The sequence below is a fragment of the Paenibacillus xanthanilyticus genome (assembly GCF_042682185.1).
In the GTDB taxonomy this organism is placed as follows: Bacteria; Bacillota; Bacilli; order Paenibacillales; family Paenibacillaceae; genus Paenibacillus_Z; species Paenibacillus_Z xanthanilyticus.
Map to the genome: position 1 here is coordinate 701525 of NZ_JBHUHA010000001.1, position 24008 is coordinate 725532.

Below are 24008 nucleotides of genomic sequence, written 5' to 3' on the forward strand. Positions count from 1 at the left end.
GTGCCAAATTATGTGAAGATATTCAATGTTCTTGATGAAGGACAAAACCAATAGTAGCAAACGTTTGGTGTGATCCGAGGAAGAAGAGGGCTGTACAACCTACGAAAACGCGCCGCGCTTTTAACTACGCCAAAGGGATCAGAGTATAGTGTATGACACAATATAAGAATTCTTATATAACGTGGATTTCAGCTGTATTATATACATATGTACAAAATACGGGTTTTGTGTAAAAGTAGTCACTACATAAAAGAATCCAGCCGCTTGCCCGGCTGGATTCGATTCATTCGATTCTTTTCCGTCTCAATTTATTAAGGCACATATTGCTGCACAATCTTCGTTACAACTCCGTTTTCAATCGTCAGATGATACGGAAAACTTTTCAGATCCAGCACATCCGATTTATTCAGCGCATCCGCGAACTCTTTAAACGAAATGGATTCGTTCCAAGCAACATCGAGATCTTCGGGATTGCCGGTTTTGTCGTAGATCTGCATCAGAACTTGTGCGTCCGGATCGACGCTGATCGTCCGGATCGATTCGTCGTCGTTAACTATATAATAACCATCCGGCGCTGCGTCCAGACCCGAATCCGGTTCGCGTTCCAGAAAAATCCGGTCGGCGTCTTGGCCTTCGTACCATTGGATCGCATCGGTGGTCAAATGATTGCCGTTCAGATTGGTGACATAAGCGGTCTCCGTTTCAGGTGTTTGTTTCACCGGCTGGTAATTATCGCCAACTGCGTAAGCAGCGGAAATAAAGACGACCAGACCCGTTAGCAATACTGCTGCGCCGATTGCCGATTTCTTCATAGAAACACCCATCTCCTTCATGTGTACAGCATTAAGTCTCATTACCGCTTGTTCGCATAGTTGAAACTACGCGACCTTATTACCACTATAAACGAGGCAACCGTCCGATTTGTTTCAAAAAGGTTACAACGGGCCTCAAGAAATAGTTAATTCCCGCTCGACCCGAACCATTGGGCTTCTGCCCGCATACGCTATGCTGACAAATACACGCCCAATCGGAAAGGAGCATGGTCATTTCGATGCATGACGCCCCTGCTTTCACGCCGCGCGGCTTTCAACCGCCGTCCCAATTCCCATTTTCAACGCCAGCTAATCCCTTCATTCCGCCCCTCTCGCCTTCACAGCCTTTCGTGCCCGGCACGTTAACGCCGCCGCCGTCATCCGGATCGCTGCCGTTCGTCCCTGGAACATTGACGCCGTTCCCCCAGCAGCCGGGAGGGCTTGTCCCGCCGATTCAACCCGGTACGCTGTCGCTAGCGAATCTGACGGGCCTCCTTGCCTCGCACCCTAGACCGCAAGGCGCTCCGCCAGTTGCTTTGTTAGCCGTCTATCAGCTGCTCAAATCAAATCCCGGACTGCTCCGATTCTTCATTCAACAGCGTCCGCAAACGCTCCAGCATGCCCTGCAGCTTGCGCAGACGGGCAGCTTCACCTCCCGGCCAGACGAAGAACGAGTCATCCCGGGCTCCTGTTACTTCCAATGGACCTTGGCCTTCACGTTCACGGACGTCTATCTGATTTGGCCGGCCGCGAACTTTTTCGGCTTCGTTGTGGGCTACTGCGCGCCGTTCTCGACCCCTTGCGCGGTGCCCGACTTTCAAGTTCTATTCTCGGTTTGCTAGAATTATCCCGATTACAGACAAAAAACACGCCAACGCTGGCGTGTTTTTTGCGTTCCCTCTATTCTTCCTCGTCAAAAAGCTTCCGGTACGCGCCGTAGCCCTCTTTCTCCAAATCCGATTTCGGGATAAATCGGAGCGCGGCCGAATTAATGCAGTAACGCAGGCCACCGGTCTCGATCGGTCCATCTTCGAATACATGGCCAAGATGGGAATCCGCCTGACTGCTGCGCACTTCGATGCGCACCATGCCATGGGTCAGATCTTCATGCTCGGTCACCGTACCGGCCGTGATTGGCTTCGTAAAGCTTGGCCAGCCGCAGCCGGAATCGAATTTATCCATCGACGTGAAGAGTGGATCGCCGGAGACGATGTCCACGTACAAGCCTTCTTCGTGGTTATTCCAGAATTCGTTGCGGAACGGGGGCTCCGTCGCGCTGTTCTGCGTGACCTCGTATTGCATCGTGGTCAAGCGTTTCTTTAGCTCGGCTTTATCAAGATCGTTGTTCCAATGCGTCTTCAGGAAGGCGTCGCGACCGGAGCCTTTCCGGTACATTTTATAGCGGAACGGATTTTTCTTATGGTAATCCTGATGGTACTCTTCCGCGGAATAAAAGGTTGTCGCCGGCACGATCTCGGTGACGATTGGTTTGGAAAATCTGCCGCTTGCGGCAAGCGCCGCCTTGGAAGCTTCGGCTTGCTCGCGTTGTTGCTCCGTATAATAGAAGATGCCCGTCCGGTACGACGAACCCCGGTCGAAGAACTGACCGCCTTCATCGGTCGGATCGACGCTCCGCCAGAAGATATCCAGCAATTTCTCATAGGGCATTAGCGCCGGATCATAAGCAATCTGCACGGCCTCGGCATGACCGGTCGTCTCGCTGCACACCTCTTCATAGGTTGGATTATCGGTATGTCCGCCGATATAGCCGGAAGTGACACGAATGACGCCGGGCATTTCCTCGAACGGCGTTACCATGCACCAGAAGCATCCTCCGGCGAAGACCGCCAGCTCTTCGCGCGGCGATGGGGATTGGGATTGTTGCATAGCCAAGGACCTCCTTCAACATATAGTCTTCTCTCATGATACACCAGAATCGCTTGGAGTTAAAACTCCGTCAGGTTTCGCTATGCCTCCAAGTATTCATAAACATGAATATGTAAACCTGATTTCAATCTTTCGAGTAGCCCCTTATCAAGCATGCGCAAGAGGCAAGTATTTACCTAACCCCCTGCTTATGCGAAACGAATCATCGTGTTACAACGCTGCAAGTCCTCTAGACACTGATCAACAACCGTGTTATCTTTAGCTTAAACGTTTAAGTGGATGATCGGAGGTGTTCGTTTGAAAAAAACAACAATGAAAGACATCGCTCGCGAAGCCGGCGTGTCGGTTGCAACCGTCAGCTATATTCTGAACGACGTGCAGAATCAGAAAATACCGGAAGACACGAAATGCCTCGTCCGCGAGACGGCCAAACGGCTGAACTACGTGCCGAACCTGATGGCCAAATCGCTCGTGAAAGGCCAGACGAAGATGATCGGCATTCTTGTGAACAGGCTGCCGAACGAAGCCTATTGGCGGACCGTTCCGCGCCAACAATTCATCGCAGAGCTCGAGGTCTTGCTGACGGCCCATGGGTATCACGCCATCTTAGCTTCGCTCGATGCGAATGATCCGCAGCTTGATATCGTGCTCGAACGCAAACTGGACGGCGTGTTCCTGGTAGATGTGAAAGAAACGGCTTTCTACGCGATATCCGAACGATTCCCGATGGGCGTTCCCCTCGTCGTCATCGACAGCCTCATCGAAGATAATCTGTTTCATAAAGTGGTGCCGGACTTGGCCGAGCTGCTGCGTCAAGCGTATTCCCGATTGGCACTTCGCCGGCTTCCCTCCGAAGCGGAGCGCGCGAAGCCTGTAGCGCTACTCTGCGAACAGTTCCACAACACCGGCATGAATACGCTCATGCAGGAAAGTCTCGCTAGTCTCTTTAATACGGCTCCGATTGATGTGTTTCATGTCATGGACCACCAGCTTGCGGATATCGTCTCCTTCCTGGAGCGACAGGCCGATGAGCGGCGCGACGTGCTTGTGGTCGGCGAGCTGCTGGGCGTCATTGCGGCTCGATATATCGAGCATGAGCATCTGGCCGTCGTTTGCGTGAACGGGATGGAAAGTCTCCTGCCCCCAACGCTGTCGACAGTCTCCCTTCGGCCTGATAAAGCTGAAGTTGCGTGTCAATTAATGATGCAGCATTTGAACAATACCTTACCCGAACAATCGCCCAAAACCGTATGGATCTCGGCAGACGACAAGTGACCCGTGTAGGCTCGTCTGCCTTTCTTTCCCTTAACTTAAACGATTAAGCAAAGGAGTTGTCGATGATTCATGTTCGCCCCAGCCTCGCCGGAAACGTCAGCTATCCCCATTCGTTCCAAGCCTCTATATCGCAACCGCAAGTTCATGCTTCTCTTCACCGGCTCCACCTTGTCGGTATTCGGCAATTGCTTTCACAGCATCGCCCTGAACCTGTGGGTGCTTCAAACCACGGGCAGCGCGGCCAAGATGTCGCTGATCACCGTCACTCATATGGTGGTCAGCCTGCTGCTGGGATCCGTTGCCGGCACGATCGCCGACCGGTTCAATCGCCGTAACTTGATCGTGATCTGCGACTCGCTGCGGTTCTTCCTGGTGCTTGGCATCGCCTTTGCCATGCTTAATTTGGAACAGCCTTTCGTCTGGATCGTGGCGCTAACCGCCTTATCCGCCGTTGCGGGCTTGCTGCAATCGCCATCCTCGCAAGCAAGCATTACGGATTTGGTAGGCCGAGACCGCGTCCAGCAAGCGGCAGGCATGATGAATATCGCCGACAATGCGGCACGAATCTCGGGTCTGGCGATCGGCGGTTATATCGTGGCGCAATTCGGCGGCGTGACGGCCATCGTAACCGATGCCATCTTGTTCGGCTTGTCCGCCTTGCTCGTACTCGCGGCAGGACGATTCCCGCGGGCGGAGCGCATTCAAGCAGAGAAAACCAGCTTTCGCCAAGATTGGCTGGAAGGGATCAAGCGGGTGTGGTCCGATCCGTTCGCTAGAGGCGTGACGTTCCTGACGACGATCGTCCTTTTGTTCTTCGTCTCGAATCTCATGCTCATTCAAGTCATGGCGGTCAAGGTTTGGCAAGCCAACCCGTTGCATTTTGGCCTCATCGAAGCTGCGATTCCGCTTGGTTATGCGCTTGGCGCGATCACGATCATGGGTTTGTCCCGACGTCCCAAGCATCGCGGCAAATGGATACTCGGCAGCACGCTGCTCATGGGTCCGTTATATATCGGGATCGCGATCATGCCGAATGCGTTGGCCGCGATTCCGCTCATTCTTGCAGTCGGCACGTTCTTCTCCTTCTGTACGCTGCTCGTCAACGTAATCATGCGCATCGAAGTGCCTTCCGAGCTGCAAGGACGCATGTTCGGCATCTTGGGATCGCTCACGAGCGTGGCGCCGCCGCTGGGACTTACGATCATGGCCGCGTTGGCGGACGGCTACGGGGCATCGAACGTCCTGCTGGTCAGCGGATTCGGCTTCATAACGGCAGGCGCGGCTGCCTGGTTCTGGCTCAAGCCGATTCGGCGGTACCAATAACCGCATGAGGCAAGCCCGGCTTCAGTTCTGTTCGTGCGGTTCGCGCTTGTTTTTGGCTCGGAATCGGCGGACTTTCATCAGGTTTCCGCACAGCTTGTCGTCGCAATAACGTTTGGTCCGATTGCGCGTCTCGTCCAGGAACACCCATAAGCAATTCGGATTGTCGCAATATTTAATCCGAGCGGGATCTCCTTCGGTTGCGAACCGGGCGAAGCTGTCCGCGAACGCCGCGTTCAACGAATCCCAATTCTTATGGACCGTCTCTTCTGTCAAGATGAGGCGGTCCTCTTGCTTCGTCAGCTGTCTGCGGAATTCGCCTGCTGCCATCCAGTCGTTGAGACATTCGATCGCATCGGTAGACAGCACGCCATCCTGTTGAAGCGCGCGTGCCATCGCCTGAATGCCGGCACGCACGCGGAACAGCCGCTCCACCTGCGCTTCGCTTGGCTCCTGCAGCGCGCCCCAGCCCAGATGAGCCGCGAACTTCAGCCGCCATTCCGCTTCCGCCAATTTATCGGTCAAGTGGCCGTCGCCCTTCCAATCCCGCCATTCGCTGTTCAATAATTCGATCCATAACATCTCGTCGTTCTCCTTAAGTAACGATTAAATTTACATCTAGGTAGTTACAATCTGCCATTCGTTCGGTTATAATTCCATTGTAACGCTTCAAAATGCAAAACACTAGTTACGCACTCGATCGAAATGGAGGGTATCCCGTGAGCGCGAAACAAGCACATCCATTGTTGAATCAGTTCGAACACGCTTGGGAGAAACTGGCCTGGAACGTCCCGTTCAAGACCGCGACCGAAGGACTGAGCGAAAAGGATGCGGATTGGAAGCCCGTCGAAACCATCCATTCCATCCGTCAGATTATGAAGCACAGCTCGTTCTACAATGAGCGGATGCTGCACCGTCTTCGCGGACTCCCGATTCCCGATCGTCTAAAGTCCGAATCGAATGCCGAGACCTTCCATGCGGATGCGGCAGGTTCCGGGCAGGTAAGCTGGGAAGCCGAGCGAGCGCGAGCAATCGGGCTATACGAGCAGCTCCACGCCGAGCTTCGAGACGTCACGGACGAGAAGCTTAACGAGCCCATTGGCGAGACCACCTTGGGGAACGAGTTAAATCTATGGGTCATGCACGACGCGTACCACGCCGGACAAATCGTGCTTCTTCGCAAGCAGCTGGGGAACTGGAAGTCGCCATACGAGGAATGAAGCAGCGCGCAGCGATAGACCAAATTTTCATAATCGATATTATGTAAACTAATGTGCCTCCCCCGCTAGACGACGAATCTGCCCTCCCCCCTTCATCATCCGATCTTGAGCCCTCCTGGTCCCTTCAACAAGCCAACTCTGGCGCGGCGTCCCTCCCCTATGCCGCTCTCCTCCTCGCAAAGAAGCCTCCTGTCCGCGCCGCGGAATCAAGAGGCTTCTTCCCTTATTATCGGTATTTCTCCATCCATCGTACCGCAAAATCTACGAGCTGCCGGACGGGTATCAATTTCACGACGGCCTCGCCGATTACGCGCCTCGCCGCCTCGTCGTGCTCTTGCTCGAATGCAGTCCCGATCGCTTCGAAATCCTCGGTTGACAACGCGATATCATGAAACATCCGCAACTCCCGAACCCCGTCGACAATCACGGGAGCCCCGTTCGTGATGAGCGATTTGCTGCGATAACGCGCGCGGTATTCCGCCAAATGCAGCGTTGTATTGCGGTCATGGCCGGCGCCGAGGAGAAGAATGCGCGCGTCGTCCTCGTATAATTTGGCTAACGGCGACCGTTCTCCAAGTCCATCGTCGTACGGATGCTCGGCGGTATACCACGCTGCTTTCGGACCGCGCGCGCAGAATGACACCTGCGGATGCCCGCTCCGGAGCGTGCCCGCTTGCTTCCGGAACGTCTCCGCCACCGCGCCGATGCCGTACGTTGGCGTTAGATCGCGATCGAATGCCGGCATGCTCGTCCGGATCTCCGCCCACCATTCTTTCGGAACCGGCGGATTCTCCCAACGTTCCGGATCGGACAGATCGCCGCTGTGCGCAGGCATGACGACCGTCCCGCTCTCCCCAACCGCCGCCTCGACGCCAAGAATAACGGCGGGCGCGCCTCCGATCAGGAAGCGATTGAACGCTTTCAACGACGAATGAACGATCAACGTATCGCCTTCGCGGACGCCGAGCATCCGCAGTTCCTCCGCAATCGTCGCCGCGCTAAGCGGGTCTTGACGTTCATCGAAAGTCATCAACGATATCTTCTCCCTCTATGCCTTTCAAGCGTGTTTCTTTTTACCATATAACGGAGCGAGGAAGACCGTCAACCCGCTGTCGCTTGACAGCCAAGAAGCATCAATGTCACGATAGGCCTGCATCGCTTAATTCCAAATGATGGAGTGTGATCCTCATGTCAGAAGCAGCCTTGGCAGCCAAGATGAAAGCCATCGTGCCGATTTTACGCATTTTCGATATTCCGAAGGCAATCGAGTTTTACTGCGACTATCTTGGTTTCCAGAAGGATTGGGAGCACCGCTTCGGAGAGAATTTCCCGATCTATATGCAAGTGTCTCGGGACGGGCTTGCCCTGCATTTGTCCGAGCATCACGGCGACGCGACGCCGGGTTCGGCGATTATCGTGCACGTGGATGGCATTCGCGCGTTCCACGGCCAGCTTCATGCGTCGGATTACCGGTATGCCAAACCGGGCTTAGAGACGACGCCTTGGGGGAGTCTCGACGTCACGGTTACGGACCCGTTCGGCAACCGGATCGTGTTCAGCCAGCCGGCCGATACAGCAGAAGCAACATAACACAATGCAGCGGGACCTTCCGCTTTGCCCCTAGCTTCAGGCGGTGTATTTACGCCAAGACCGGCAGTATATGCTCGAACAGTACCTTTTTCGAATAGATCGCTTCGCTCTTGTCCGTCGGTTCCTTCCGCAGCGCCGCGACGAGCTCCAGCTCCGGGATAATGAAAATGTACTGTCCGCCGTAGCCTTTGGCAAAATAACAGTCGATGTGGCCGTTATGCGCCTGCGGCGATACCCACCAATGATAGCCGTAAGCGCCGAAGATAGGCGGCTCATAGTGGCTGAAGCCTTTGTGATGCGTCTTAAGCGACTCGTTCACCCAAGACTCGGGCACGACCTGCTGGCCATCCCATCGGCCGCCGTTCAAATACAGCAGCCCGAATCTCGCCATGTCGCGGCTCGTCAGGTGCATGCCGGCCCCGCCTTCGTGCACGCCGGCCGATTCGTTCCACCTCGGCTTGCGGAAGCCGAGCTTGCGGAAGAGATGCAGATCGGCATATTCGTAGACGCTAAGTCCAGTGGCCTTGCGTAATAGCGCGGACAGCAGATGCGATCCGCCCGAATTATAAGTGAACACCTCGCCGGGCACGTGGCCGATCGGACGCTCCCATACATATTGAATCCAGTCGGCGGTCCGCTTCATCGCCCAATACGGCTTGTCGAATTCCGGCCAATCGAAGCCGGGCGTCATCGTCAGCAGATGCCGGATGCGGATGTCCCGCTTCCGCGGATCGTCGTCCGCGAGTTGCAGATGATCAAAATAGTCGAGCGCCGGATCGTCCAGGCTGCCGATCTCCCCTCGCGCCAGCGCGATGCCGATCAGCGCCGAGAGGACGCTCTTCGTGCAGGAGTAAATCGCGCCAAGGCGGTCTTGTCCGCTCTCGTGAACATCGAGTGCGAGCTTGCCGTCCTTCACGACGACGACGTCTTTGATCTTCCACGCCGAACAGGCGCTATGCAGATCGTGCAGATGTCGATCGGAAAAGCCGAAGGCCTCTGGACGCGCGTCGGACCGGAGCGGATCGGTTAGCGTCGTTTGCATCGTTATCAGCTCCTTGTGCCGGTTTTGCTTATCTTTTACCACCGCTGCCTGAATCATGAACATCGCCGGGTGCCCCTAAGCGGCTAACGAAACCGCAGCCGCAGGGGTCAGCGTTATTTCGATCAGCCGCGTGTGCGGACAAACTCGCGCATGAACGATGCAAGCGCGGCGCAGGATTCCTCCGGAACCGCATTATAGATCGAAGCCCGCAAGCCGCCGACGCTCCGGTGCCCGGCCAGTCCCTCGAAGCCGTTCTTCTCCGCCTGCGCAAGGAACGCCGCCTCCAGCCGTTCATCCGTCAGCTTCCACGTGATATTCATCATCGACCGATCCTCGGCGTCGGCGATCCCTTCATAGAAACCGCCGCTAGCGTCGATCGCGTCGTACAGGAGGCTGGCTTTGCGCGCATTCCGCTCCCCGAGGACCTCGGCGCCGCCCTGCTGCCGCGTCCATTCCAGCACGAGCTTCATCATCCATATCGCGTGAACGGGCGGCGTGTTATAGAGCGATTCATGCTTGGCGAACGTATCGTATCGGAAAATATGCGGGATGTCCGCTTCGGCGCTGCGTTCGATCAGATCCCGGCGCAAGATGACTGCCGTCACGCCTGCCGGACCGAGGTTTTTCTGCGCCGACGCATAAATCAGGCCGAAGCGTGCGTAATCAAAAGGACGGCTGAGAATGTCGCTTGTCATATCGCCGATAAGCGGCACGTTCGCAGGCAGGTTGGGCAGCTCGCGCAGCTGCGTGCCTTCGATCGTATTGTTCGTCGTCAGGTGCAAGTACGCCGTGCGGTCCGCAAGCCGAATGTCCTTCGCCTTCGGTATTGCTCGCCAGCCCGTCTCCTTGGACGAGGCGGCGATCCGGGCGCCGCCTGCGCGCGTGGCTTCCTGATACGCCTTCTCGGCAAAGCTTCCGCTCAGCACGTAGCTGCCTGGCGCCTCCGCCGTCGCAAAGTTCATCGGGATCAACCCGAACTGCGCGCTGGCCCCGCCGGCCATGAACAGCGCCTCATAGCGCTTGTCGAGACCAAGCAGGCCAAGAAGCAATTCTCGCGTCTGCGCGACCATGCGCTCCACCTCTGGCGAACGGTGGGACATCTCCATGAGGGATAAGCCCCGATTGCCATACTCGACGGCCTCATCGCGCGCTTGCATAAGCACCTCCAGCGGCAGCGCCGCCGGCCCCGGATTGAAATTATGCCTTCTGTTCATCGTTCTTCTCCGCCCTTCGCGAGTAAAATAAAGACGCTCCTTCATCCCTGAATTGGGACGAGGAGCGTCTGCTCGCGGTGCCACCCAACTTGACCGGCTGCCGAAACATCATTCGGGCAGGTCCGATCCGCTTTGGTCCGCTGTAACGGGCGAGACCCGGTTCACTTAGGCTAACGGATGCGGCTTCGCATCGCGCGCTTGACGAGAACGCCTCCGAGTTGGATGCTCTTCATCGGCGTAATGACGGTGTAAAGTTAAGCCTGATTATACGCGTCTGCGCGTCGTTGTCAATCGAATTGTGGGAAATCGTGGTACAATGGACGAGTATGGCTATCGTAAACGACCTGCATAATTGCAAAAGGAGGATTCGAATCTATGGCACTCATGCAATGCGACTTTTTTTCCGAGACGCTTGGCGTATCCGCTTCGATGAACGTCATCCTGCCTCAGCGAACGACGACCCAGATCGGCATGGCGTCCGCCGGCTCCAGCGAGGCGCGCCACCCGGTGCTGTACTTGCTCCATGGCTTATCCGACGATCATACGATCTGGCTGCGGCGCACCTCGATCGAGCGTTACGTCGCCCCGCTCGGCATCGCCGTGGTCATGCCGGCCGTAGGCCGCAGCTTCTACGCGAACATGAAGCAGGGCTATAAGTACTGGGATTTCATCAGCGAAGAGCTCCCTTCGCTCGCCCGCTCCTTCTTCCCGATCTCGGGCAAGCGGGAAGACAACTTCGTGGCCGGCTTGTCCATGGGCGGCTATGGCGCGTTCAAGCTGGCGCTCTCCCACCCGGACCGGTTCGCGGCGGCCGCCAGCTTGTCCGGCGCGCTGGACGCCCGCTTCTTTATCGAACAGAACAAGGAAGAAGCGGCGCGCATCTTCGGCGGCATGGACGACTTTATCGGCAGCGACAACGATTTGCTTGATCTGGCCAAGCGGCGCGCCGCCGAGGGCTGCGAGCGTCTGCCCCTGCTGTACCAGTGCTGCGGAACAGAGGATTTCCTCTTCGAGAACAACGTCGATTATCGCGATGCGGCGATGCGCCTTGGACTGCCGCTCACCTACGAAGAAGGACCGGGCGAGCATGAGTGGGGCTATTGGGACGCCCAGATCCAGCGCGTGCTGGAATGGCTTCCGCTGACGAAGAACGAGACGTAGACGAGGAGCGAATCACAACCAAGCACATGCATGCAAAATGGCCGCCAAGCGATAAAGCTTGCGCGGCCTTTGGTTGTTAAGCGTATCGCTAGCCGCCTCTGCGCTGTCCGCATGTCCGAGCATCTTCCTAGACCGGCGGAGAGCTCGTAATCACGACCGAAGACGGGAAGCTTCCCGAGGGCACGATCGCAACCGGCTGCTGACTCTGGACGTCGATGACCGCCACATAGCCGAAGGAGAGCAACGGGACATATACCTTCGAGCCGTCGCTCGAAACCGCCATGCCGTTGGCGCTGCTGCCGCTTGGCAATTCGATGCTCGTCAGCACTTCCTGGCGGGCCGTATTGATGACGGTAATCTCATCCCCCTCCCGGTTCGCCACGTACGCCAACGACCCATCGGGGGTGAAGACAATGGCATGCGGCTTGCTGCCGGCGCCCGTATCGAGCCGCGCCGCCACGCCGTGTCCTTCGGTGTGGAGCACCAGCACCCCGTTATGATGCACATCCGTGATATAGACGAGCTCGCCGGTAGGCGAGAATGCCACGGAGGAAGGCTGGCTCCCTTCCGATAATCGGATAATGGTCCGGATATCGCCGGAATCCGCTTCCAAGATGACGATTTTGGACGCGGCGGTCAGACAGACGTACACTTTGGCTCCATCCGGCGAGATGGCGATCGCCGATGCATCGCAAGATTCCGGCAGCGGCACGGTATGCAGAATCGCGCCGCTCTCCGCATCGATAATATGAATCGCGTCCTCCAGCAGCGTCGACACGAACAGGCGGTCGCCGCCGGGCGTAAGCGCGATCGCATACGGCACCGCTTGGCGCGGGAACCGGATATCGGAAGCGCCGTCATAGGCGAGCGAGCGCAGCCGCTTGACCGTGCGATCCCCCTGACATGTCACGAACACGGAGCCGCCGTCCGGAGCGGCGGCCATGAATCGCGGCCGGCATCCCTTCGGAAGCGCAATGGTCGCTAATCGCGTATGCGACGCGGTCTGGAGCACGGTCACCGTATGCTCGGCATGATTGGCGACGTAAGCGAGCTGGTAGTCGTCCATGCGGACTAGACCCGTCTGAAGCAGATGCCGCTGCGTATAATCGCCGCCGGCGGATTGTTCCGCCGCCGTGGCGGTCAGCTCTCCGGCGCCGGGCCCGTCGGCCGTCAGCCGCACCCCGAAGTTAGGCAGCGCCGCCGTGTCGAAGCTGCCGGCGAATACCGATTCGTCGCGTCCGCACGACGACAGGCGGATGTTCTTGCGGCTGGCGAACCGCAGCGAGCCATAACCGTCCCCGCCGCCGGACAAGTCGGCCGTGTACAGCTCGATGCGGACCGCAGCGGACTGCAATCCCATATTGGCGACCGACACGACGAGCTTCACCGTTCGCTGCTCGGTCCGATTGAACAATAGACCCGAATCCAATACCGGCATGGACTGCCCCTCCCCCTTCATGCTCCATCGTATGAGCGAAAGGAGAGCGCGAACCCGGCCTTTGGCCTTTCGGTTCCCCCGAATTCCTTCCGCGCAAACTGCCGCCGCCTTGAACTCTATCTATATGCGGCAACCTGTCCGAACATGTTAGACAAGCAGGGGATTGCCCGTTCATCTTTGTATTCGCGTTAAAACCGGCTATCGCGATGCGCGACAGCCGGCCGGTAATCTCCATCTTGAGTTCCGAATCTCAACCGCGAGGTCTGGCGACAAGCGCGGCCAGGAACGAGAAGACGATCGCAGCCGTAATGCCGGCGCTTGTCAGCTCGAATATGCCGGTGAGAATGCCGATCCACCCGTTATCCTGCAATTCTTTCGTCGCGCCGTGGACGAGCGCGTTGCCGAAGCTCGTGATCGGCACGGTCGCCCCGGCGCCGGCGAAATCGATGAACCGGTCGTACAGACTGGTGCCGCCGAATGAGATGCCGTCGAGCACCGCTCCGGCAATGACGAGAATCGTCATCGTATGCGCAGGCGTCAGCTTGCCGACATCCATCATAAGTTGGCCGATGACGCAGATCGCGCCGCCGATGAGGACGGCCCAGACGAAATCCATCATGCCCGGGAACCTCCATTCTCGACGGCGACCGCGTGGGCGATGCACGGGATGCTCTCGCCCTGCTGGAAGGACACGGGCGAGAACAGCGCGCCCGTCGCCACGACAAGGATCCGGTTGAGCGCGCCGCGTTTCAGCTGCTTCAGCAGATGGCCATACGTGACGGTCGCCGAGCAGGCGCAGCCGCTGCCGCCCGAATTGACGAAGGTCTGCTTCGTCCGGTCGTAGATCATGAGTCCGCAATCCTTGTACGTGGTGTCCCCGATCGGGAACCGATGCTTCTCGAACAACGCGTTCGCGATGTCGTAGCCGACTTGGCCCAGATCACCCGTGACAATCAAGTCATAATAATCCGGCGTGAGACCGAACTCGCGAAAATGCGCGCTGATCGTCTCGACGGCTGCCGGAGCCATCGCCGCCCCCATATTGAACGGATCGGTAATGCCCATGTCGACGACCCGCCCGATGGTGGCGCGGGTCACGACGGGACCTTCCCCCTGCGGCGCGAGAATCGCGACGCCGGCACCCGTTACCGTATACTGCGCGGTGGGCGGTTTTTGCGACCCGTATTCGGTCGGATAGCGGAATTGCTTCTCGCTGGAGCAATTGTGGCTGCAGGTTCCGGCCATTACATATTTTGCCGAACCCGCGTTCACGATATGTGCGGCGAGCGCCAAACTTTCCATCGACGTCGAGCAGGCGCCGAACACGCCCAAATACGGAATGCCGAGCGTGCGCGCGACGAAGCCGTTACTGATCGTCTGATTCATCAAGTCGCCGCCGATATAGAACTGGATCTGCTCCTTCGTCAGATTCGCCCGTTCGATCGCATGCGTCGCCGCATCCTCGAGCAGCTTCTTCTCGGCTTGTTCCCAGCTTTTCTGACCGATCATGAGATCGCCGTGGCCAACATCGAATTCTTCCGCGAGCGGACCCTCGCATTCGTCGGGACCTACGACGGAAGAGGCCGATATGATCACGGGCTTGTTCTCGAATAACCAGCTCTGATGCCCTTTCAGCATGCGCCGCTCACCCCTTTATCCCGATTATCCAGTGGACGATGCCGACCGCGAACGCCGAGACGGTGCCGAATACGATGACCGAGCCGGCCAGCTTGAACATGTTGCCGCCTGTGCCGAGCACGAGTCCCTCGCGCTTATGCTCGATCGCCGCGGAACATAACGAATTCGCGAATCCCGTCACCGGCACGGCGCTGCCCGCTCCCGCCCATTGCGCAATTTTGTCGTACACGCCGAACGCGGTCAGAATCACGGACAGCAGAATCAGCACCGCAACGGTCGGATTGCCAGCCGTCTGCTCCGTGAAGCCGAAGTAGCGCTGGAATATTTTCATTAACGCCTCGCCGATGAAGCAGATCGCGCCGCCGGCAATGAAGGCTCGCATGCAGTTGCGCGCGACCGGCCGCGGAGGCTCGATCGATTGGGCGAGCAGCTGGTAATCGCGCTGGACCGGCGTCACCTTTTTCATTTTGCTTCTGGACGCAAAGCTCATCCGCTTTCCCTCCTTTCTACCTTTCCAGCAGCGGCGTCATGTCCCGGATGACCGCGTTCATGATACGGGCGCAATGCCCATACATCCGTTTCGCTTCGTCTTGCTCCACGCTTAGCGCGTACAGCTCGAGGTCCGCGCCGCACTTCTTCAGCGTCGCCATGAGCACCGCTTTCGTCTGCGGCTCCGGGACTTGGACTTGATCGTCGTATAAGTCCAGGAACAATTGATGCGCGGCGTCCACCTGGCCCAAGAACACGTTCTCGAGCAGAAACCCCTGCTTCTCCAGCTCCGTATGCAGCCAGCCCCGGTTAAGCCCCATGGCAGCGAGCGGCTCGTCCAGTATATTCCCGTCCATAATTACCGTCTGCGGCTCTTCCTCCGGGGCGACCTTGATGCCGAGCATGGCGGGCGTGAGCGGCTGATTCTCCTTCTTAAGCAGGACGGATAGCTCGCCGCTCGCCTCGAGCGTCGCGAATTCGACGTCCGCCACGCGGAACACGCTCTTGGTCCGCAGCTGCTCGAGCAGCTCATCCGCCGTATACCGTTCCTTCTTCAAATTGTCCTCGAGCACTTTGCCTTCTTTGATCAACACGGTTCCTTTGCCTTCGAACCACTCCCTCAGCGTCTTGCTGCGCAGCGTCACCAATTCGCCGAGGAACGGGAGGACAAACCAGACGGATAGCGCGACCAGCCCGTGTAAATACGAGTTCTCGACCCCCGTGGACATAAAGCCCGCGATTTCGCCGAGCGCGATGCCCGTCACGTATTCGAAGAACGTCAGCTGCGAAATCTGTTTTTTGCCGAGTATGCGGGTAAGCGCGAACAAGATCACGACCGCGCCAAGCGAGCGGAATAAAATATGTACCCAATCCTGAACGTTCATCCTGTCCTTCGGTCACCTCCTAGACACGCCCTTATTCTGCGCTCGATGACCAGGAATATGAGAAAGTGGGATGAATTTTTGCGGGCATATTGGAGATGTTAGTCGTTGGACGTTACGAAAGGAGGATGTTGACATGACCGTTGCCAATCAAGTCAAAACGACGCTCGCGTCGTTGAAAAGCGCGCAGGCCAGCTTGGAATCGTTCGCGCTCGCGACGCAGAACCAGGAAGCGAAGGATCTGTATTCGCAAGCCGCTCAGCAAACGCAAGCGATCGTCGATCAAGTCAGCGGCCGCGTGCAGCAGCTGGAGAACGAAGAGCCGCAGTATAAAGGCTTCTAAGCGAAGTCCGCATCGCATTGCAAGGCGAAAAACCCGGATCACCGCGAGGTGTTCCGGGTTCTTTTTGCATGTACGGGGTAACGGCACAGTCAGATTGGCGCCTTGAACGATACACTAATCGTATGGACCCTTGCAATTGCCGAAGGAGGCCGGACATGGCGACGTATTATACGAAAGACCGCGATATCGTGCATCACATCAATACATTGCTGAATCCGAAGGCGCCCGTGCTGGATTTGGGGAGCGGCCTTGGCGTCCTTTTGGAGCTGTACCGTTCGCCGCTCGTGATCGCGCTCGACATCCACAGACCTTTTTTGGAAAATCGCCTCTATACCTCGCCGCACATCATCCCGCTGCACGCCGACGCGCAGGACATCGACCGGTTGTTCCTGCCGAAGACGTTCGGCATCGTGACGCTCATCGACGCGATCGAGCATTTCAACAAAGAAGCGGGTCTCATTCTGCTGCGCAAAGCCGAACAGCTCGCGCGCGAGGGCGTCATCGTGTTCACCCCGCGCGGTTTCTTCCCGCAGTCGGTCGACCATTACGGGCTGGAAGGCGATCGCTATCAATCGCACTATAGCGGCTGGGAGCCGGAAGAATTCGAAGCGCTCGGGTACGACGTGCTGATCATGGAAGCGTTCCACGATGCGACCAATCAGTCGTTCGTCGAGAGCTTCGGCGCGGATCACCCGCCGATCGACGCGCTGCTCGCTTGGAAGAACCTCAAGAAGGACTAAGCCGTCTGCGCCGCCTCGGGCTTGGGACGGAACAGCAGGCCGAGCAGACCGAAAGCCAGGAACGCCCCGCCGAGCAGCATGAACATGCTGTGGTCGGACACATACCGGATGCCGTACCCGCCGATGGACGGCCCGAGGATGCTCCCGATGCTGAAGTGGATCGAAGCGATCACGTTCGCCGTCGATAGAATCGGCTTGGGCAGAATGTCCGCCGCATAGGCGAGACCGAGCGAATAGAACGAGCCGACGAGTCCTCCGCCCGCGACGAAGAGCGCGAACAGCGCATACTCGTTCCCGCCTGCCAGCGGGACAAGGAAGAACGCCAGCGAACCCGCCAAGGCGCAGCCCATCAGCACGGGCTTGCGGCCGATCCGGTCGCTCAGCATGCCAAGCGGCAGCTGTAGAATCAAGCTGCCGATGCCGAACGACATCAAGAGCAGCGAGATCCAGCTTTGGGACAGCTCGATGCGCAAGCCGTACAGCGGGAAGCTGCTGTTCATGGACGCTTCCATCAGCCCGTACAGCAAGCTCGGGATCAGCACAAACCAGGCGAGACGGTAGGTCCGCGAGAACCGGTTCTGCGCGGCTTCGCCGCTCGGCGCGCGCTCCGGCAGTTCGTTCGGAATACGCAGCAGCATCACGGTGACGACGAGGAAGAACAGGCCGACGATCAAGAACGGCGCCGCTTCGCCAAGCGGCAGCAGATTGATGCCGAGCGGCCCGATGCTGAAGCCGACGCCATACGCCATGCCGTATAGCGATATATAGCGCCCTCTGCGATCCGCAGGCGCGGAGCTGACGATCCACAGCTGGCTCGCATAATGGAGCGAGCTGTCGCCGATGCCGATCAGCAGACGCAGAATGAACCAGAACCAAAGCGCCCCGCTGACGGGGAACAGAAGCATCGCCGCGGTCACGAGCAAGGCGCCGGCCAAGATAACCGGCTTGAAGCCGTACTTGCCGACCGGCTTCTCGATGAAGAACATCGTGGCGAATACGCCGATGTACAGCGCGGTCGAATTCATGCCGTTCATATCCGGCGAGATGCCCTGCCGCTCGAGCAGAATGGACAGCAGCGGCAGCAGCAGCCCTTGGCTCGAGCCCGCCACGACGACGACGAGCAGCAGACAGACGAAACGATACGTGTCGGAAACTTGCGTTGATGCGACTCTTAGAAGCGACAAACGGATAACACTCCTTGCGATAAATAGAATAGATTTGGAGACAGACATCTCTCCATTGTAGCGGAGTTGGTTGGCGTTCACAATCTGGTGTTACCATGACAAAAACCGGAAGGAGACGCTCGATCGTCTCCTTCCGGTTTTGCGTCCTGCGCGTTATGTGGGTCTTGTCTGTCGGCCCTGCTCTATGTATGAATGGAACGCACCGGTTCGGCTTCACCGGGAGTTCTATAATTTTCGATAGTCAGCTTTCATGATTTTGGTCACGAGACTCGGCCACTTCGGGTTGGCGGGACAATATTTGCGCGCGATTTTCTCGATCGTCGTGTAACCCTTCCCGATATAGCTCTTGGAGATGAGCTGGCCGAATTTGCGGACGCTGGCGCGTTTGGTTTCGAATTTAAGCGCTTTGTTGTATCGATCGCCGTCAATGGCGTTCAGGCCGAACAAATTGTTTTTGTTCTTCGCGATTTTGCTTTTCCCGTTGCCGCTCTCCAGCTTCATCACCGCGATGGTAAAGTAGGCGTTAATGCCGTATTCCGCCTCGATGGCCAGTATTTCCTCTTCCAATCCGTGTCCTTCCAGGGCGGTATTCTCGAAAATCTCGGCGATATGCGCGGCGGTCAGCCCCGATACCGACTTCACCAGCGATTTCGGCTGATTCGGCTCGGATGGCTTGGCGGGCGCAAGTCGCATGACGGCCGGCTTCGCGGGCGCGGCTTTGACCAGCATCGCATCCGTCTTGGTCGCGTCAGCCGGGCGCTTCAACACAGCCGCAGCAGCTTGCGCGGATGCGCCTACCGGCTCGGCGTAACCGCCGTGGACATAACCGCCGCTTGCCAGCCGCAGCCAGCCTTTGTCCGTTACTTTCTCGACGCGCAGCTCGGTGCCCTGCTTCACGGTGCCAAGTATCTTCGAGGTGCTGTACCCGTTCGCACGCACATTCAGATAATAGGCGGTGACGCGGTAGACGACGGGTTCGGTGGCAGCCGGCTTCTCTGTCAGCAGCGCCGGCTTCGCCGAGCTTACATCCGCGGGCTTGCCGGACAAGCTTGCGGCACGTCCCGCTTCCGTACGGCGCGGCGCGGCGGGTTGCGCCTTTTTGACGGTAGTTGTGCCCATGGCGGCAGGCACGGCCGGGATATAGGACGTTGGCGCCGCCAAGGCGACGGACCGTACCGATTCGGACGACACGATCGATTCTTTCGAATTGACCCGGTTATGTGAGATTACGAAGGTCATGCCCATAGATAACAGCAATACGACGCTAATCGCGCTAAGGAATGAGAAATGTAAACGCTTTTTACGCAAGACTTTCACCTCTTCCATTAAGATTAGGTTACAGCTTACGATTACATTTACTCACTATACGCTCTTGTCCGCGGATATATGTTCACCAAGGCTGATTGGTTTGCGTTCTCGGTCGGTAGACCGGGAATGCAGCATTCAGCCACAGCTGATTGGTTTGCGTTCTCGGTCGGTAGACCGGGAATGCAGCATTCAGCCACAGCTGATTGGTTTGCGTTCTCGGTCGGTAGACCGGGAATGCAGCATTCAGCCACAGCTGATTGGTTTGCGTTCTCGGTCGGTAGACCGGAAAAGCAGCATTCAGCCGGACCCGCCGATCCGAACAATGCGAAAAACCCGCGCATCGGCGGGTTTTTCGGTCTTGTTAACGTATGAACGAGCCTTAGCTCTTCTTAAATCGGTTCTCCGGCAGCTCCGGCAATTCGGGCAGCTCCGTCTCGGGAATTTCCTTGATTTCGCGCTGCTCGATCTCGCGATGCTCTTCGCGCACGATTTCCGGGTGTTTATTGTCCGGCATTTCCGGAATGGATTTCGGATCGATCTCGGGCACCTTGTTCGGATCATACTGCTGTGGTTGCGTCATGGACAACACCTCCTGTTTGATACCTACTTACACGCATTGGAGGCGATCGAATCGTCGTCCTTTATTGGAGATGGGCTTCGATCCGCGCTTTGACGCCCTCGGGATCGTCGATCTGGAAGGCGACCTTGGCGAATTCATGGCCTTCGAGCTCGATCACGACGACGTCCTTGTGGTTCTCGTATGAGACGAAGCACCATTGGTTCTCGATCAGAAAGCGGCCTTGGCGGATATCCGCGATGGACGTGCCGACGCGAAACTTCAGCAGCGACACTTTGAAATCCTCAACCTCGACCTTTTTGATTTGCTTATAAGGAATGCTGACCTCGCGCTTCAACGCGCCGATGCTCACCAGACCCGATAAATGCAGGACGACCTGCTCTGTTCCGTATTCGATGGTTCTTGCCATGGAAATCCCTCCGTTTCGTTGATGCCCATAGGACGCGCGAGACGATTAGAATGTTCACTGCACGCAAAAAAAATCCTTCGCGCAAACTTGCGGAAAGGATTTAGGCGAATTGTAGACAGTCGGATAGGCCTCATTCACGATAACGGCTGCAAAATCCAATACTGCCCGGCTTCCTTCCGGAAGAGCTCTTCCTTGGCGTCCACGCGTCCGTCGTCCGGCACGCCTTCGTCCACCCCATCATCCGTACCTTAACGCCGGTTATCCTGGTTCGGATCGAACACGCGGAACCGAACGCCCGAGTCGCCCGCAATCATCCCGTGCAGCACGATGTAATGGCCGTCTTGCGTAAAATGCCCCGGCCGCATCGAGGCGATCACCAGCGTGGCCGCTTTACGCGCGCCGAACGCCTGCATCACCTCGTCGAGCGAGGCCGTCTGCCGGCAGCCTAATCCGTATGCGGCCGACGCATGCCCGAAATAGCCCCACGACGTGCCGTTATCCCGCGTCCGGAACCCCTGCTCCATCGCATAACGCGCGGCGTCCGGCGGCAGCAGCGGCTTGCCGGTCAGCGAGCTGACGGCCATGGCGAAGCAGGTCGGACCGCAGCCGGACGTGCCGATCGTCTGCTTGGCGTTCCCGTAATTCGAATAGAGCACATGGCGCCATCTTGGATCCTCTTGGCTGTAATAGACCGGTTTGGGCGAAGGCGACTTGTCCGGGTTCTTCGGCCCGGACGGAATCGCGGGCGGAGAAGGTCGACCGCCTTCTTCCGGGATCGCGCCGTCCGCGAACAAGGTCTTCCAGGATTGCGGTCCGATTTTGCCCGCGGCGGCCCCATCGTTGCCGAGCTTGTTGCGTGTCTTGAACCGGTTCACGGCCAGCAGCGTGTTCGGACCGAACTTGCCGTCCGCCGTAAGCGGCTTGCCGCCCTCGGCGCGGTACCCGAGCTCGATCAGCCGCAGCTGCATCCGTTTGACGTGCGGGCTTGGCGTCGCCGGCGCTAGTGATAATACGCCGTCCAGCGGCGGGAGCTTAGCGGTCGACACGCTGCAAGCCTCCCGTCAGCGTTTTGAGGCTGGCCAACGCTTGCTTCTCCTTGTCGACGATTTTGTTTGCGAGCAGCTCCTGATTGTCGAGGATATCCATCAGCAGGTCATAGATAAGGTCGTTCGTGATGACGGCCGGACGCGTTTGGTCGCGCCGTACGAGCTGGCGTTCTTGAATGGCTTCGAGCTTGAGGCGCTCCGGATTGGCCGGAATATGGAAGTGGTTTACCGGCACCTGAGCGGGTTTGCCGGGGAGCGGTGCGGATGGACCCGGATTCTCCGGCGCCGGCGGTTTGGCGATGTTATCGGCCGGCGGTTGGATCTCGTCCGTCGTCGCCGGAGGCGGCCCTTCGCCATCGGGCAGCTCGGGGCGTTCCGCTTGGATCGGAGGCGTCATGCCGCCGTCCTCGCTTGCGGCAGCGCGCAGCGCGGACGGTTCGGTCGATTCTTGCCCGCTGACCGAGGCTTTCAACGATTTACTTTTTTTAGAGGGCATCGGAGGCCACCACCTTTAGTTCGGCATTTCGATCGAAATTGATCGTTCTTACGAGATATTCGCCGGGCTCGGCGCTGCTGAGCGTAATCAGCGCTTCGCCGTTGACCGTCTTCACGGTCTGCCTGGACCCGTTAACGTCGAGTATGATGTCCGGGGAGGTCCCCGCCAGCGGTTTGTTCTGCCAATCGGTTACCTTGGCTTGAATCGTAAGCAAGTCCCGGCCGTTTGGCGCGATAACCGTTTTGTCCGATGTGAGCGTCACGTTCGTCCCGACGAATTCGCCTCCGACGTAACGGGTATATAACAAGGCCTGATTTTCGTATTGTTCCTGCGTCAGCGGTATCATGAATTCAGAATGAACCTCGCCGGATAGAGCGCTTACGCTAACCAGCTTGCCGCTTGCGTCGATCTGCGCATAATACTTAGGCAAATTCGATCACCTCCCAAGATACGCTGACGCTGTGCGACAGCAAAAACACTTTCGTCGAAAGTTGAATTTGATACGGGCTGACGAAGTTAGCCTGGACCGTGACATCGGAAGGCAGAATCTGCCCGCTTAAAACCGCCCAACCGTATCCGGTGTATGAGATGTTAATGAAGGCTTTTGACGTGTCGACGGTGTTGATCCATACCGTTTTATCCGTATCGTACGTGTTCGAGTTCGGATCGTATTTGAGCGGCGTTACGCCGCGCTGCACGCTTTTAATCCCCACTCCTTTCCATCCCCCTCCGTTGTTGTTGTACTCCAGGCGTCCTTCATTCACCCGAAAATCGATGCCGTCGACCGAATCCGCGACGGTATGCGTGCTGAACAGCCTTGCCTGCAAAGCGCCGTTGAAGAAAATATTGCCGGAACCGGACCGCTGCGCGATAATAATCCGATTTCGATGTCCGTAATGGGCCTTGCCATCGACCCATGCGCCGATTTGGGGAGTCACCTGTACGCCGTGTCCGGTAACCGGAATATCGGCGTATAAATACCCCCAGGTCGGCAGCGCATAGGCACCGCCGGCAATGCGGAAGTACGTACCGGAAGCGGGGTTCATGACGATAATGGCGTTGCCGATCGTAACCGTTCCGGTTCCGTTGTCGGCGATCTGGCCCTCCGGCATCATGATTAGTCCCTGCATGCGTGCGTTTAATCCCCAAGGGCGAATATCGTCCAGCGCATTCAGGTTGACATCGCCGTAGCTGCGGGTATACACCGCGATGCAGGACAGCTCCGTTGGATTCGTTCCTTCCCGGTGTTCGGTCACGACGACCTTGATGAATTGCCAATCGCCGGCAGCGGCAAAAGGGAAGTACTGAAACGGCTCGTACTCCGACCCGGTATGGGTGTAAAGTCGAACCCAGGAGGATGAATCGGCGCTTCCGTCGATGTAGAAGTTCTTGGGCATCCGGCTGCGGTCCGATCCCCTGGAGGAGCCGAGCGTGATCCCCTCCATGCCGCCATACCGCGCGTCGAGCTTGATCGTTAGCTCGGCTGGCAGCGCGGCGTCTCTTGGAATTTGCCACATGTTCGGTTCGCTGGGGAGCGTATACGGCGCGGTCGGATTACCGGTCAGCGTTCCCGCACTTACCGTGACAGGCGCGTATTTGGCGATGTTGCCGCTGAGTCCGCCCGAGCGCAGCTGCTGTCTGCCGAGCGTATTTGGCGAAATTTTCTCCGGCGTTACGGCGCTGTTGCCGATGGCCGCGGTATTGACCGAGCCAAGGCCCAGCTTCGCGGAGGTAACCGCGTTATTAGCGAGCCCAGCCGTACCGATCTGCGGGCCATCTCCCGGCGCCCCCGTATGCTTGTGGCCTTGGACTTCATGGAACAGCTTATCGGTAGCTTCAATATTCTCGTTCTGCGCGATGCGCCTTACCGTCTCGGCGGCATCGAAGGTGCGCAGGCCGCTTGGCAGTTTTGCCATCTATTAATCCCCTTCTTTCCAA

The 24008-nt window shown here is 57.7% G+C and carries 27 protein-coding genes; 8 read left to right on the forward strand and 19 right to left on the reverse strand.

Annotation, left to right across the window (positions count from 1 at the left end):
• Positions 1-311: 311 nt before the first annotated feature.
• Positions 312-812 carry a hypothetical protein gene (locus ACFSKT_RS02880; protein WP_377720292.1) on the reverse strand — a complete coding sequence of 167 codons (501 nt, stop codon included), beginning with the start codon at positions 810-812 and terminating at the stop codon, positions 312-314.
• 239 nt (positions 813-1051) lie between these two features.
• Here ACFSKT_RS02880 and ACFSKT_RS02885 point away from each other — a divergent pair, with 239 nt between their 5' ends.
• On the forward strand, positions 1052-1654 hold the full coding sequence (locus ACFSKT_RS02885) for a hypothetical protein (RefSeq protein WP_377720293.1): 603 nt from the start codon (positions 1052-1054) through the stop codon (positions 1652-1654).
• 58 nt (positions 1655-1712) lie between these two features.
• Here ACFSKT_RS02885 and msrA read toward each other — a convergent pair whose 3' ends face one another.
• Positions 1713-2699 carry a peptide-methionine (S)-S-oxide reductase MsrA gene (gene msrA / locus ACFSKT_RS02890; protein WP_377720294.1) on the reverse strand — a complete coding sequence of 329 codons (987 nt, stop codon included), beginning with the start codon at positions 2697-2699 and terminating at the stop codon, positions 1713-1715.
• A 297-nt stretch (positions 2700-2996) separates the two neighbouring features.
• Between msrA and ACFSKT_RS02895 the strand changes: the two genes are divergently transcribed.
• Both ACFSKT_RS02895 and ACFSKT_RS02900 read left to right on the forward strand, forming a co-directional pair.
• Complete coding sequence (locus tag ACFSKT_RS02895) at positions 2997-3974, forward strand: LacI family DNA-binding transcriptional regulator (RefSeq protein ID WP_377720295.1); 978 nt, start codon at positions 2997-2999, stop codon at positions 3972-3974.
• A gap of 69 nt (positions 3975-4043) precedes the next feature.
• Positions 4044-5297 (forward strand): MFS transporter, encoded by a 1254-nt coding sequence (locus ACFSKT_RS02900; RefSeq protein WP_377720296.1) that lies wholly within the window; start codon positions 4044-4046, stop codon positions 5295-5297.
• Positions 5298-5318: 21 nt separating this feature from the next.
• Here the strand turns inward: ACFSKT_RS02900 and ACFSKT_RS02905 are convergent, their stop codons facing one another.
• On the reverse strand, positions 5319-5876 hold the full coding sequence (locus tag ACFSKT_RS02905) for a CGNR zinc finger domain-containing protein (protein WP_377720297.1): 558 nt from the start codon (positions 5874-5876) through the stop codon (positions 5319-5321).
• Between the two features lie 137 nt (positions 5877-6013).
• Here ACFSKT_RS02905 and ACFSKT_RS02910 point away from each other — a divergent pair, with 137 nt between their 5' ends.
• A complete protein-coding gene (locus ACFSKT_RS02910) occupies positions 6014-6514 on the forward strand; it encodes a DinB family protein (protein ID WP_377720298.1) in 501 nt (166 codons plus the stop codon).
• A 226-nt stretch (positions 6515-6740) separates the two neighbouring features.
• On the opposite strand, the gene ACFSKT_RS02915 is transcribed toward ACFSKT_RS02910, so the two are convergent.
• Positions 6741-7544: an AAC(3) family N-acetyltransferase gene (locus ACFSKT_RS02915; protein ID WP_377720636.1), complete on the reverse strand. Its 804-nt coding sequence runs from the start codon at positions 7542-7544 to the stop codon at positions 6741-6743.
• Positions 7545-7702: 158 nt separating this feature from the next.
• On the opposite strand from ACFSKT_RS02915, the gene ACFSKT_RS02920 reads away from it, so the two are divergent.
• The gene (locus ACFSKT_RS02920; RefSeq protein WP_377720299.1) at positions 7703-8104 is read left to right on the forward strand and encodes a glyoxalase superfamily protein; all 402 of its coding nucleotides are present in this window, start codon (positions 7703-7705) and stop codon (positions 8102-8104) included.
• Positions 8105-8153: 49 nt separating this feature from the next.
• Here the strand turns inward: ACFSKT_RS02920 and ACFSKT_RS02925 are convergent, their stop codons facing one another.
• Positions 8154-9146: a serine hydrolase domain-containing protein gene (locus ACFSKT_RS02925; RefSeq protein ID WP_377720300.1), complete on the reverse strand. Its 993-nt coding sequence runs from the start codon at positions 9144-9146 to the stop codon at positions 8154-8156.
• A gap of 122 nt (positions 9147-9268) precedes the next feature.
• A complete protein-coding gene (gene serC / locus ACFSKT_RS02930; RefSeq protein ID WP_377720301.1) occupies positions 9269-10360 on the reverse strand; it encodes a 3-phosphoserine/phosphohydroxythreonine transaminase in 1092 nt (363 codons plus the stop codon).
• 375 nt (positions 10361-10735) lie between these two features.
• Between serC and ACFSKT_RS02935 the strand changes: the two genes are divergently transcribed.
• Positions 10736-11521 carry an alpha/beta hydrolase gene (locus ACFSKT_RS02935; RefSeq protein WP_377720302.1) on the forward strand — a complete coding sequence of 262 codons (786 nt, stop codon included), beginning with the start codon at positions 10736-10738 and terminating at the stop codon, positions 11519-11521.
• A 127-nt stretch (positions 11522-11648) separates the two neighbouring features.
• On the opposite strand, the gene ACFSKT_RS02940 is transcribed toward ACFSKT_RS02935, so the two are convergent.
• The 5 genes from ACFSKT_RS02940 to ACFSKT_RS02960 form a co-directional block, all read right to left on the reverse strand.
• Entirely contained in the window at positions 11649-12959 is a 1311-nt protein-coding gene (locus ACFSKT_RS02940) for a YncE family protein (RefSeq protein WP_377720303.1), read from the reverse strand.
• Between the two features lie 250 nt (positions 12960-13209).
• On the reverse strand, positions 13210-13575 hold the full coding sequence (spoVAE, locus tag ACFSKT_RS02945) for a stage V sporulation protein AE (RefSeq protein ID WP_377720637.1): 366 nt from the start codon (positions 13573-13575) through the stop codon (positions 13210-13212).
• Positions 13575-14597: a stage V sporulation protein AD gene (gene spoVAD / locus ACFSKT_RS02950; RefSeq protein ID WP_377720304.1), complete on the reverse strand. Its 1023-nt coding sequence runs from the start codon at positions 14595-14597 to the stop codon at positions 13575-13577. Before spoVAD ends, spoVAE begins: the two co-directional genes overlap by 1 nt.
• Before the next feature lie 7 nt (positions 14598-14604).
• On the reverse strand, positions 14605-15063 hold the full coding sequence (gene spoVAC, locus ACFSKT_RS02955; RefSeq protein ID WP_377720638.1) for a stage V sporulation protein AC: 459 nt from the start codon (positions 15061-15063) through the stop codon (positions 14605-14607).
• 40 nt (positions 15064-15103) lie between these two features.
• A complete protein-coding gene (locus tag ACFSKT_RS02960; protein ID WP_377720305.1) occupies positions 15104-15970 on the reverse strand; it encodes a DUF421 domain-containing protein in 867 nt (288 codons plus the stop codon).
• Positions 15971-16103: 133 nt separating this feature from the next.
• Here ACFSKT_RS02960 and ACFSKT_RS02965 point away from each other — a divergent pair, with 133 nt between their 5' ends.
• Positions 16104-16310 carry a DUF1657 domain-containing protein gene (locus tag ACFSKT_RS02965; protein WP_377720306.1) on the forward strand — a complete coding sequence of 69 codons (207 nt, stop codon included), beginning with the start codon at positions 16104-16106 and terminating at the stop codon, positions 16308-16310.
• Positions 16311-16465: 155 nt separating this feature from the next.
• Positions 16466-17050, forward strand: coding sequence for a class I SAM-dependent methyltransferase (locus ACFSKT_RS02970; RefSeq protein WP_377720307.1), 585 nt, complete (start codon positions 16466-16468; stop codon positions 17048-17050).
• Here the strand turns inward: ACFSKT_RS02970 and ACFSKT_RS02975 are convergent.
• The 8 genes from ACFSKT_RS02975 to ACFSKT_RS03010 all read right to left on the reverse strand — a co-directional run bounded on the left by ACFSKT_RS02975 (position 17047) and on the right by ACFSKT_RS03010 (position 23986).
• Complete coding sequence (locus tag ACFSKT_RS02975; RefSeq protein ID WP_377720308.1) at positions 17047-18234, reverse strand: MFS transporter; 1188 nt, start codon at positions 18232-18234, stop codon at positions 17047-17049. The genes ACFSKT_RS02970 and ACFSKT_RS02975 overlap by 4 nt on opposite strands.
• Positions 18235-18459: 225 nt before the next feature.
• Positions 18460-19542, reverse strand: a complete 1083-nt coding sequence (locus tag ACFSKT_RS02980; RefSeq protein WP_377776299.1) for a glucosaminidase domain-containing protein — start codon at positions 19540-19542, stop codon at positions 18460-18462.
• Between the two features lie 379 nt (positions 19543-19921).
• A complete protein-coding gene (locus tag ACFSKT_RS02985) occupies positions 19922-20122 on the reverse strand; it encodes a hypothetical protein (protein ID WP_377720310.1) in 201 nt (66 codons plus the stop codon).
• Between the two features lie 61 nt (positions 20123-20183).
• Positions 20184-20528, reverse strand: a complete 345-nt coding sequence (locus tag ACFSKT_RS02990; RefSeq protein ID WP_377720311.1) for a hypothetical protein — start codon at positions 20526-20528, stop codon at positions 20184-20186.
• Positions 20529-20776: 248 nt separating this feature from the next.
• Entirely contained in the window at positions 20777-21574 is a 798-nt protein-coding gene (locus tag ACFSKT_RS02995) for a C39 family peptidase (protein WP_377720312.1), read from the reverse strand.
• Positions 21561-22070 carry a hypothetical protein gene (locus ACFSKT_RS03000; RefSeq protein ID WP_377720313.1) on the reverse strand — a complete coding sequence of 170 codons (510 nt, stop codon included), beginning with the start codon at positions 22068-22070 and terminating at the stop codon, positions 21561-21563. Before ACFSKT_RS03000 ends, ACFSKT_RS02995 begins: the two co-directional genes overlap by 14 nt.
• The gene (locus tag ACFSKT_RS03005) at positions 22060-22500 is read right to left on the reverse strand and encodes an Ig-like domain-containing protein (RefSeq protein ID WP_377720314.1); all 441 of its coding nucleotides are present in this window, start codon (positions 22498-22500) and stop codon (positions 22060-22062) included. Before ACFSKT_RS03005 ends, ACFSKT_RS03000 begins: the two co-directional genes overlap by 11 nt.
• Positions 22493-23986 carry a hypothetical protein gene (locus tag ACFSKT_RS03010; RefSeq protein ID WP_377720315.1) on the reverse strand — a complete coding sequence of 498 codons (1494 nt, stop codon included), beginning with the start codon at positions 23984-23986 and terminating at the stop codon, positions 22493-22495. The genes ACFSKT_RS03005 and ACFSKT_RS03010 overlap by 8 nt, the downstream gene beginning before the upstream one ends.
• Positions 23987-24008 lie beyond the last annotated feature (22 nt).

What these genes read in the sequence shown, in the direction of transcription:
- ACFSKT_RS02880 (WP_377720292.1), bottom strand. Translation starts at nt 812, where the DNA reads ATGAAGAAATCGGCAATCGGCGCAGCAGTATTGCTAACGGGTCTGGTC.
- ACFSKT_RS02885 (WP_377720293.1), top strand. Translation starts at nt 1,052, where the DNA reads ATGCATGACGCCCCTGCTTTCACGCCGCGCGGCTTTCAACCGCCGTCC.
- msrA (WP_377720294.1), bottom strand. Translation starts at nt 2,699, where the DNA reads ATGCAACAATCCCAATCCCCATCGCCGCGCGAAGAGCTGGCGGTCTTC.
- ACFSKT_RS02900 (WP_377720296.1), top strand. Translation starts at nt 4,044, where the DNA reads ATGTTCGCCCCAGCCTCGCCGGAAACGTCAGCTATCCCCATTCGTTCC.
- ACFSKT_RS02905 (WP_377720297.1), bottom strand. Translation starts at nt 5,876, where the DNA reads ATGTTATGGATCGAATTATTGAACAGCGAATGGCGGGATTGGAAGGGC.
- ACFSKT_RS02915 (WP_377720636.1), bottom strand. Translation starts at nt 7,544, where the DNA reads ATGACTTTCGATGAACGTCAAGACCCGCTTAGCGCGGCGACGATTGCG.
- ACFSKT_RS02920 (WP_377720299.1), top strand. Translation starts at nt 7,703, where the DNA reads ATGTCAGAAGCAGCCTTGGCAGCCAAGATGAAAGCCATCGTGCCGATT.
- ACFSKT_RS02925 (WP_377720300.1), bottom strand. Translation starts at nt 9,146, where the DNA reads ATGCAAACGACGCTAACCGATCCGCTCCGGTCCGACGCGCGTCCAGAG.
- serC (WP_377720301.1), bottom strand. Translation starts at nt 10,360, where the DNA reads ATGAACAGAAGGCATAATTTCAATCCGGGGCCGGCGGCGCTGCCGCTG.
- ACFSKT_RS02935 (WP_377720302.1), top strand. Translation starts at nt 10,736, where the DNA reads ATGGCACTCATGCAATGCGACTTTTTTTCCGAGACGCTTGGCGTATCC.
- ACFSKT_RS02940 (WP_377720303.1), bottom strand. Translation starts at nt 12,959, where the DNA reads ATGCCGGTATTGGATTCGGGTCTATTGTTCAATCGGACCGAGCAGCGA.
- spoVAE (WP_377720637.1), bottom strand. Translation starts at nt 13,575, where the DNA reads ATGGATTTCGTCTGGGCCGTCCTCATCGGCGGCGCGATCTGCGTCATC.
- spoVAD (WP_377720304.1), bottom strand. Translation starts at nt 14,597, where the DNA reads ATGCTGAAAGGGCATCAGAGCTGGTTATTCGAGAACAAGCCCGTGATC.
- spoVAC (WP_377720638.1), bottom strand. Translation starts at nt 15,063, where the DNA reads ATGAAAAAGGTGACGCCGGTCCAGCGCGATTACCAGCTGCTCGCCCAA.
- ACFSKT_RS02960 (WP_377720305.1), bottom strand. Translation starts at nt 15,970, where the DNA reads ATGAACGTTCAGGATTGGGTACATATTTTATTCCGCTCGCTTGGCGCG.
- ACFSKT_RS02965 (WP_377720306.1), top strand. Translation starts at nt 16,104, where the DNA reads ATGACCGTTGCCAATCAAGTCAAAACGACGCTCGCGTCGTTGAAAAGC.
- ACFSKT_RS02970 (WP_377720307.1), top strand. Translation starts at nt 16,466, where the DNA reads ATGGCGACGTATTATACGAAAGACCGCGATATCGTGCATCACATCAAT.
- ACFSKT_RS02985 (WP_377720310.1), bottom strand. Translation starts at nt 20,122, where the DNA reads ATGACGCAACCACAGCAGTATGATCCGAACAAGGTGCCCGAGATCGAT.
- ACFSKT_RS02990 (WP_377720311.1), bottom strand. Translation starts at nt 20,528, where the DNA reads ATGGCAAGAACCATCGAATACGGAACAGAGCAGGTCGTCCTGCATTTA.
- ACFSKT_RS03000 (WP_377720313.1), bottom strand. Translation starts at nt 22,070, where the DNA reads ATGCCCTCTAAAAAAAGTAAATCGTTGAAAGCCTCGGTCAGCGGGCAA.
- ACFSKT_RS03010 (WP_377720315.1), bottom strand. Translation starts at nt 23,986, where the DNA reads ATGGCAAAACTGCCAAGCGGCCTGCGCACCTTCGATGCCGCCGAGACG.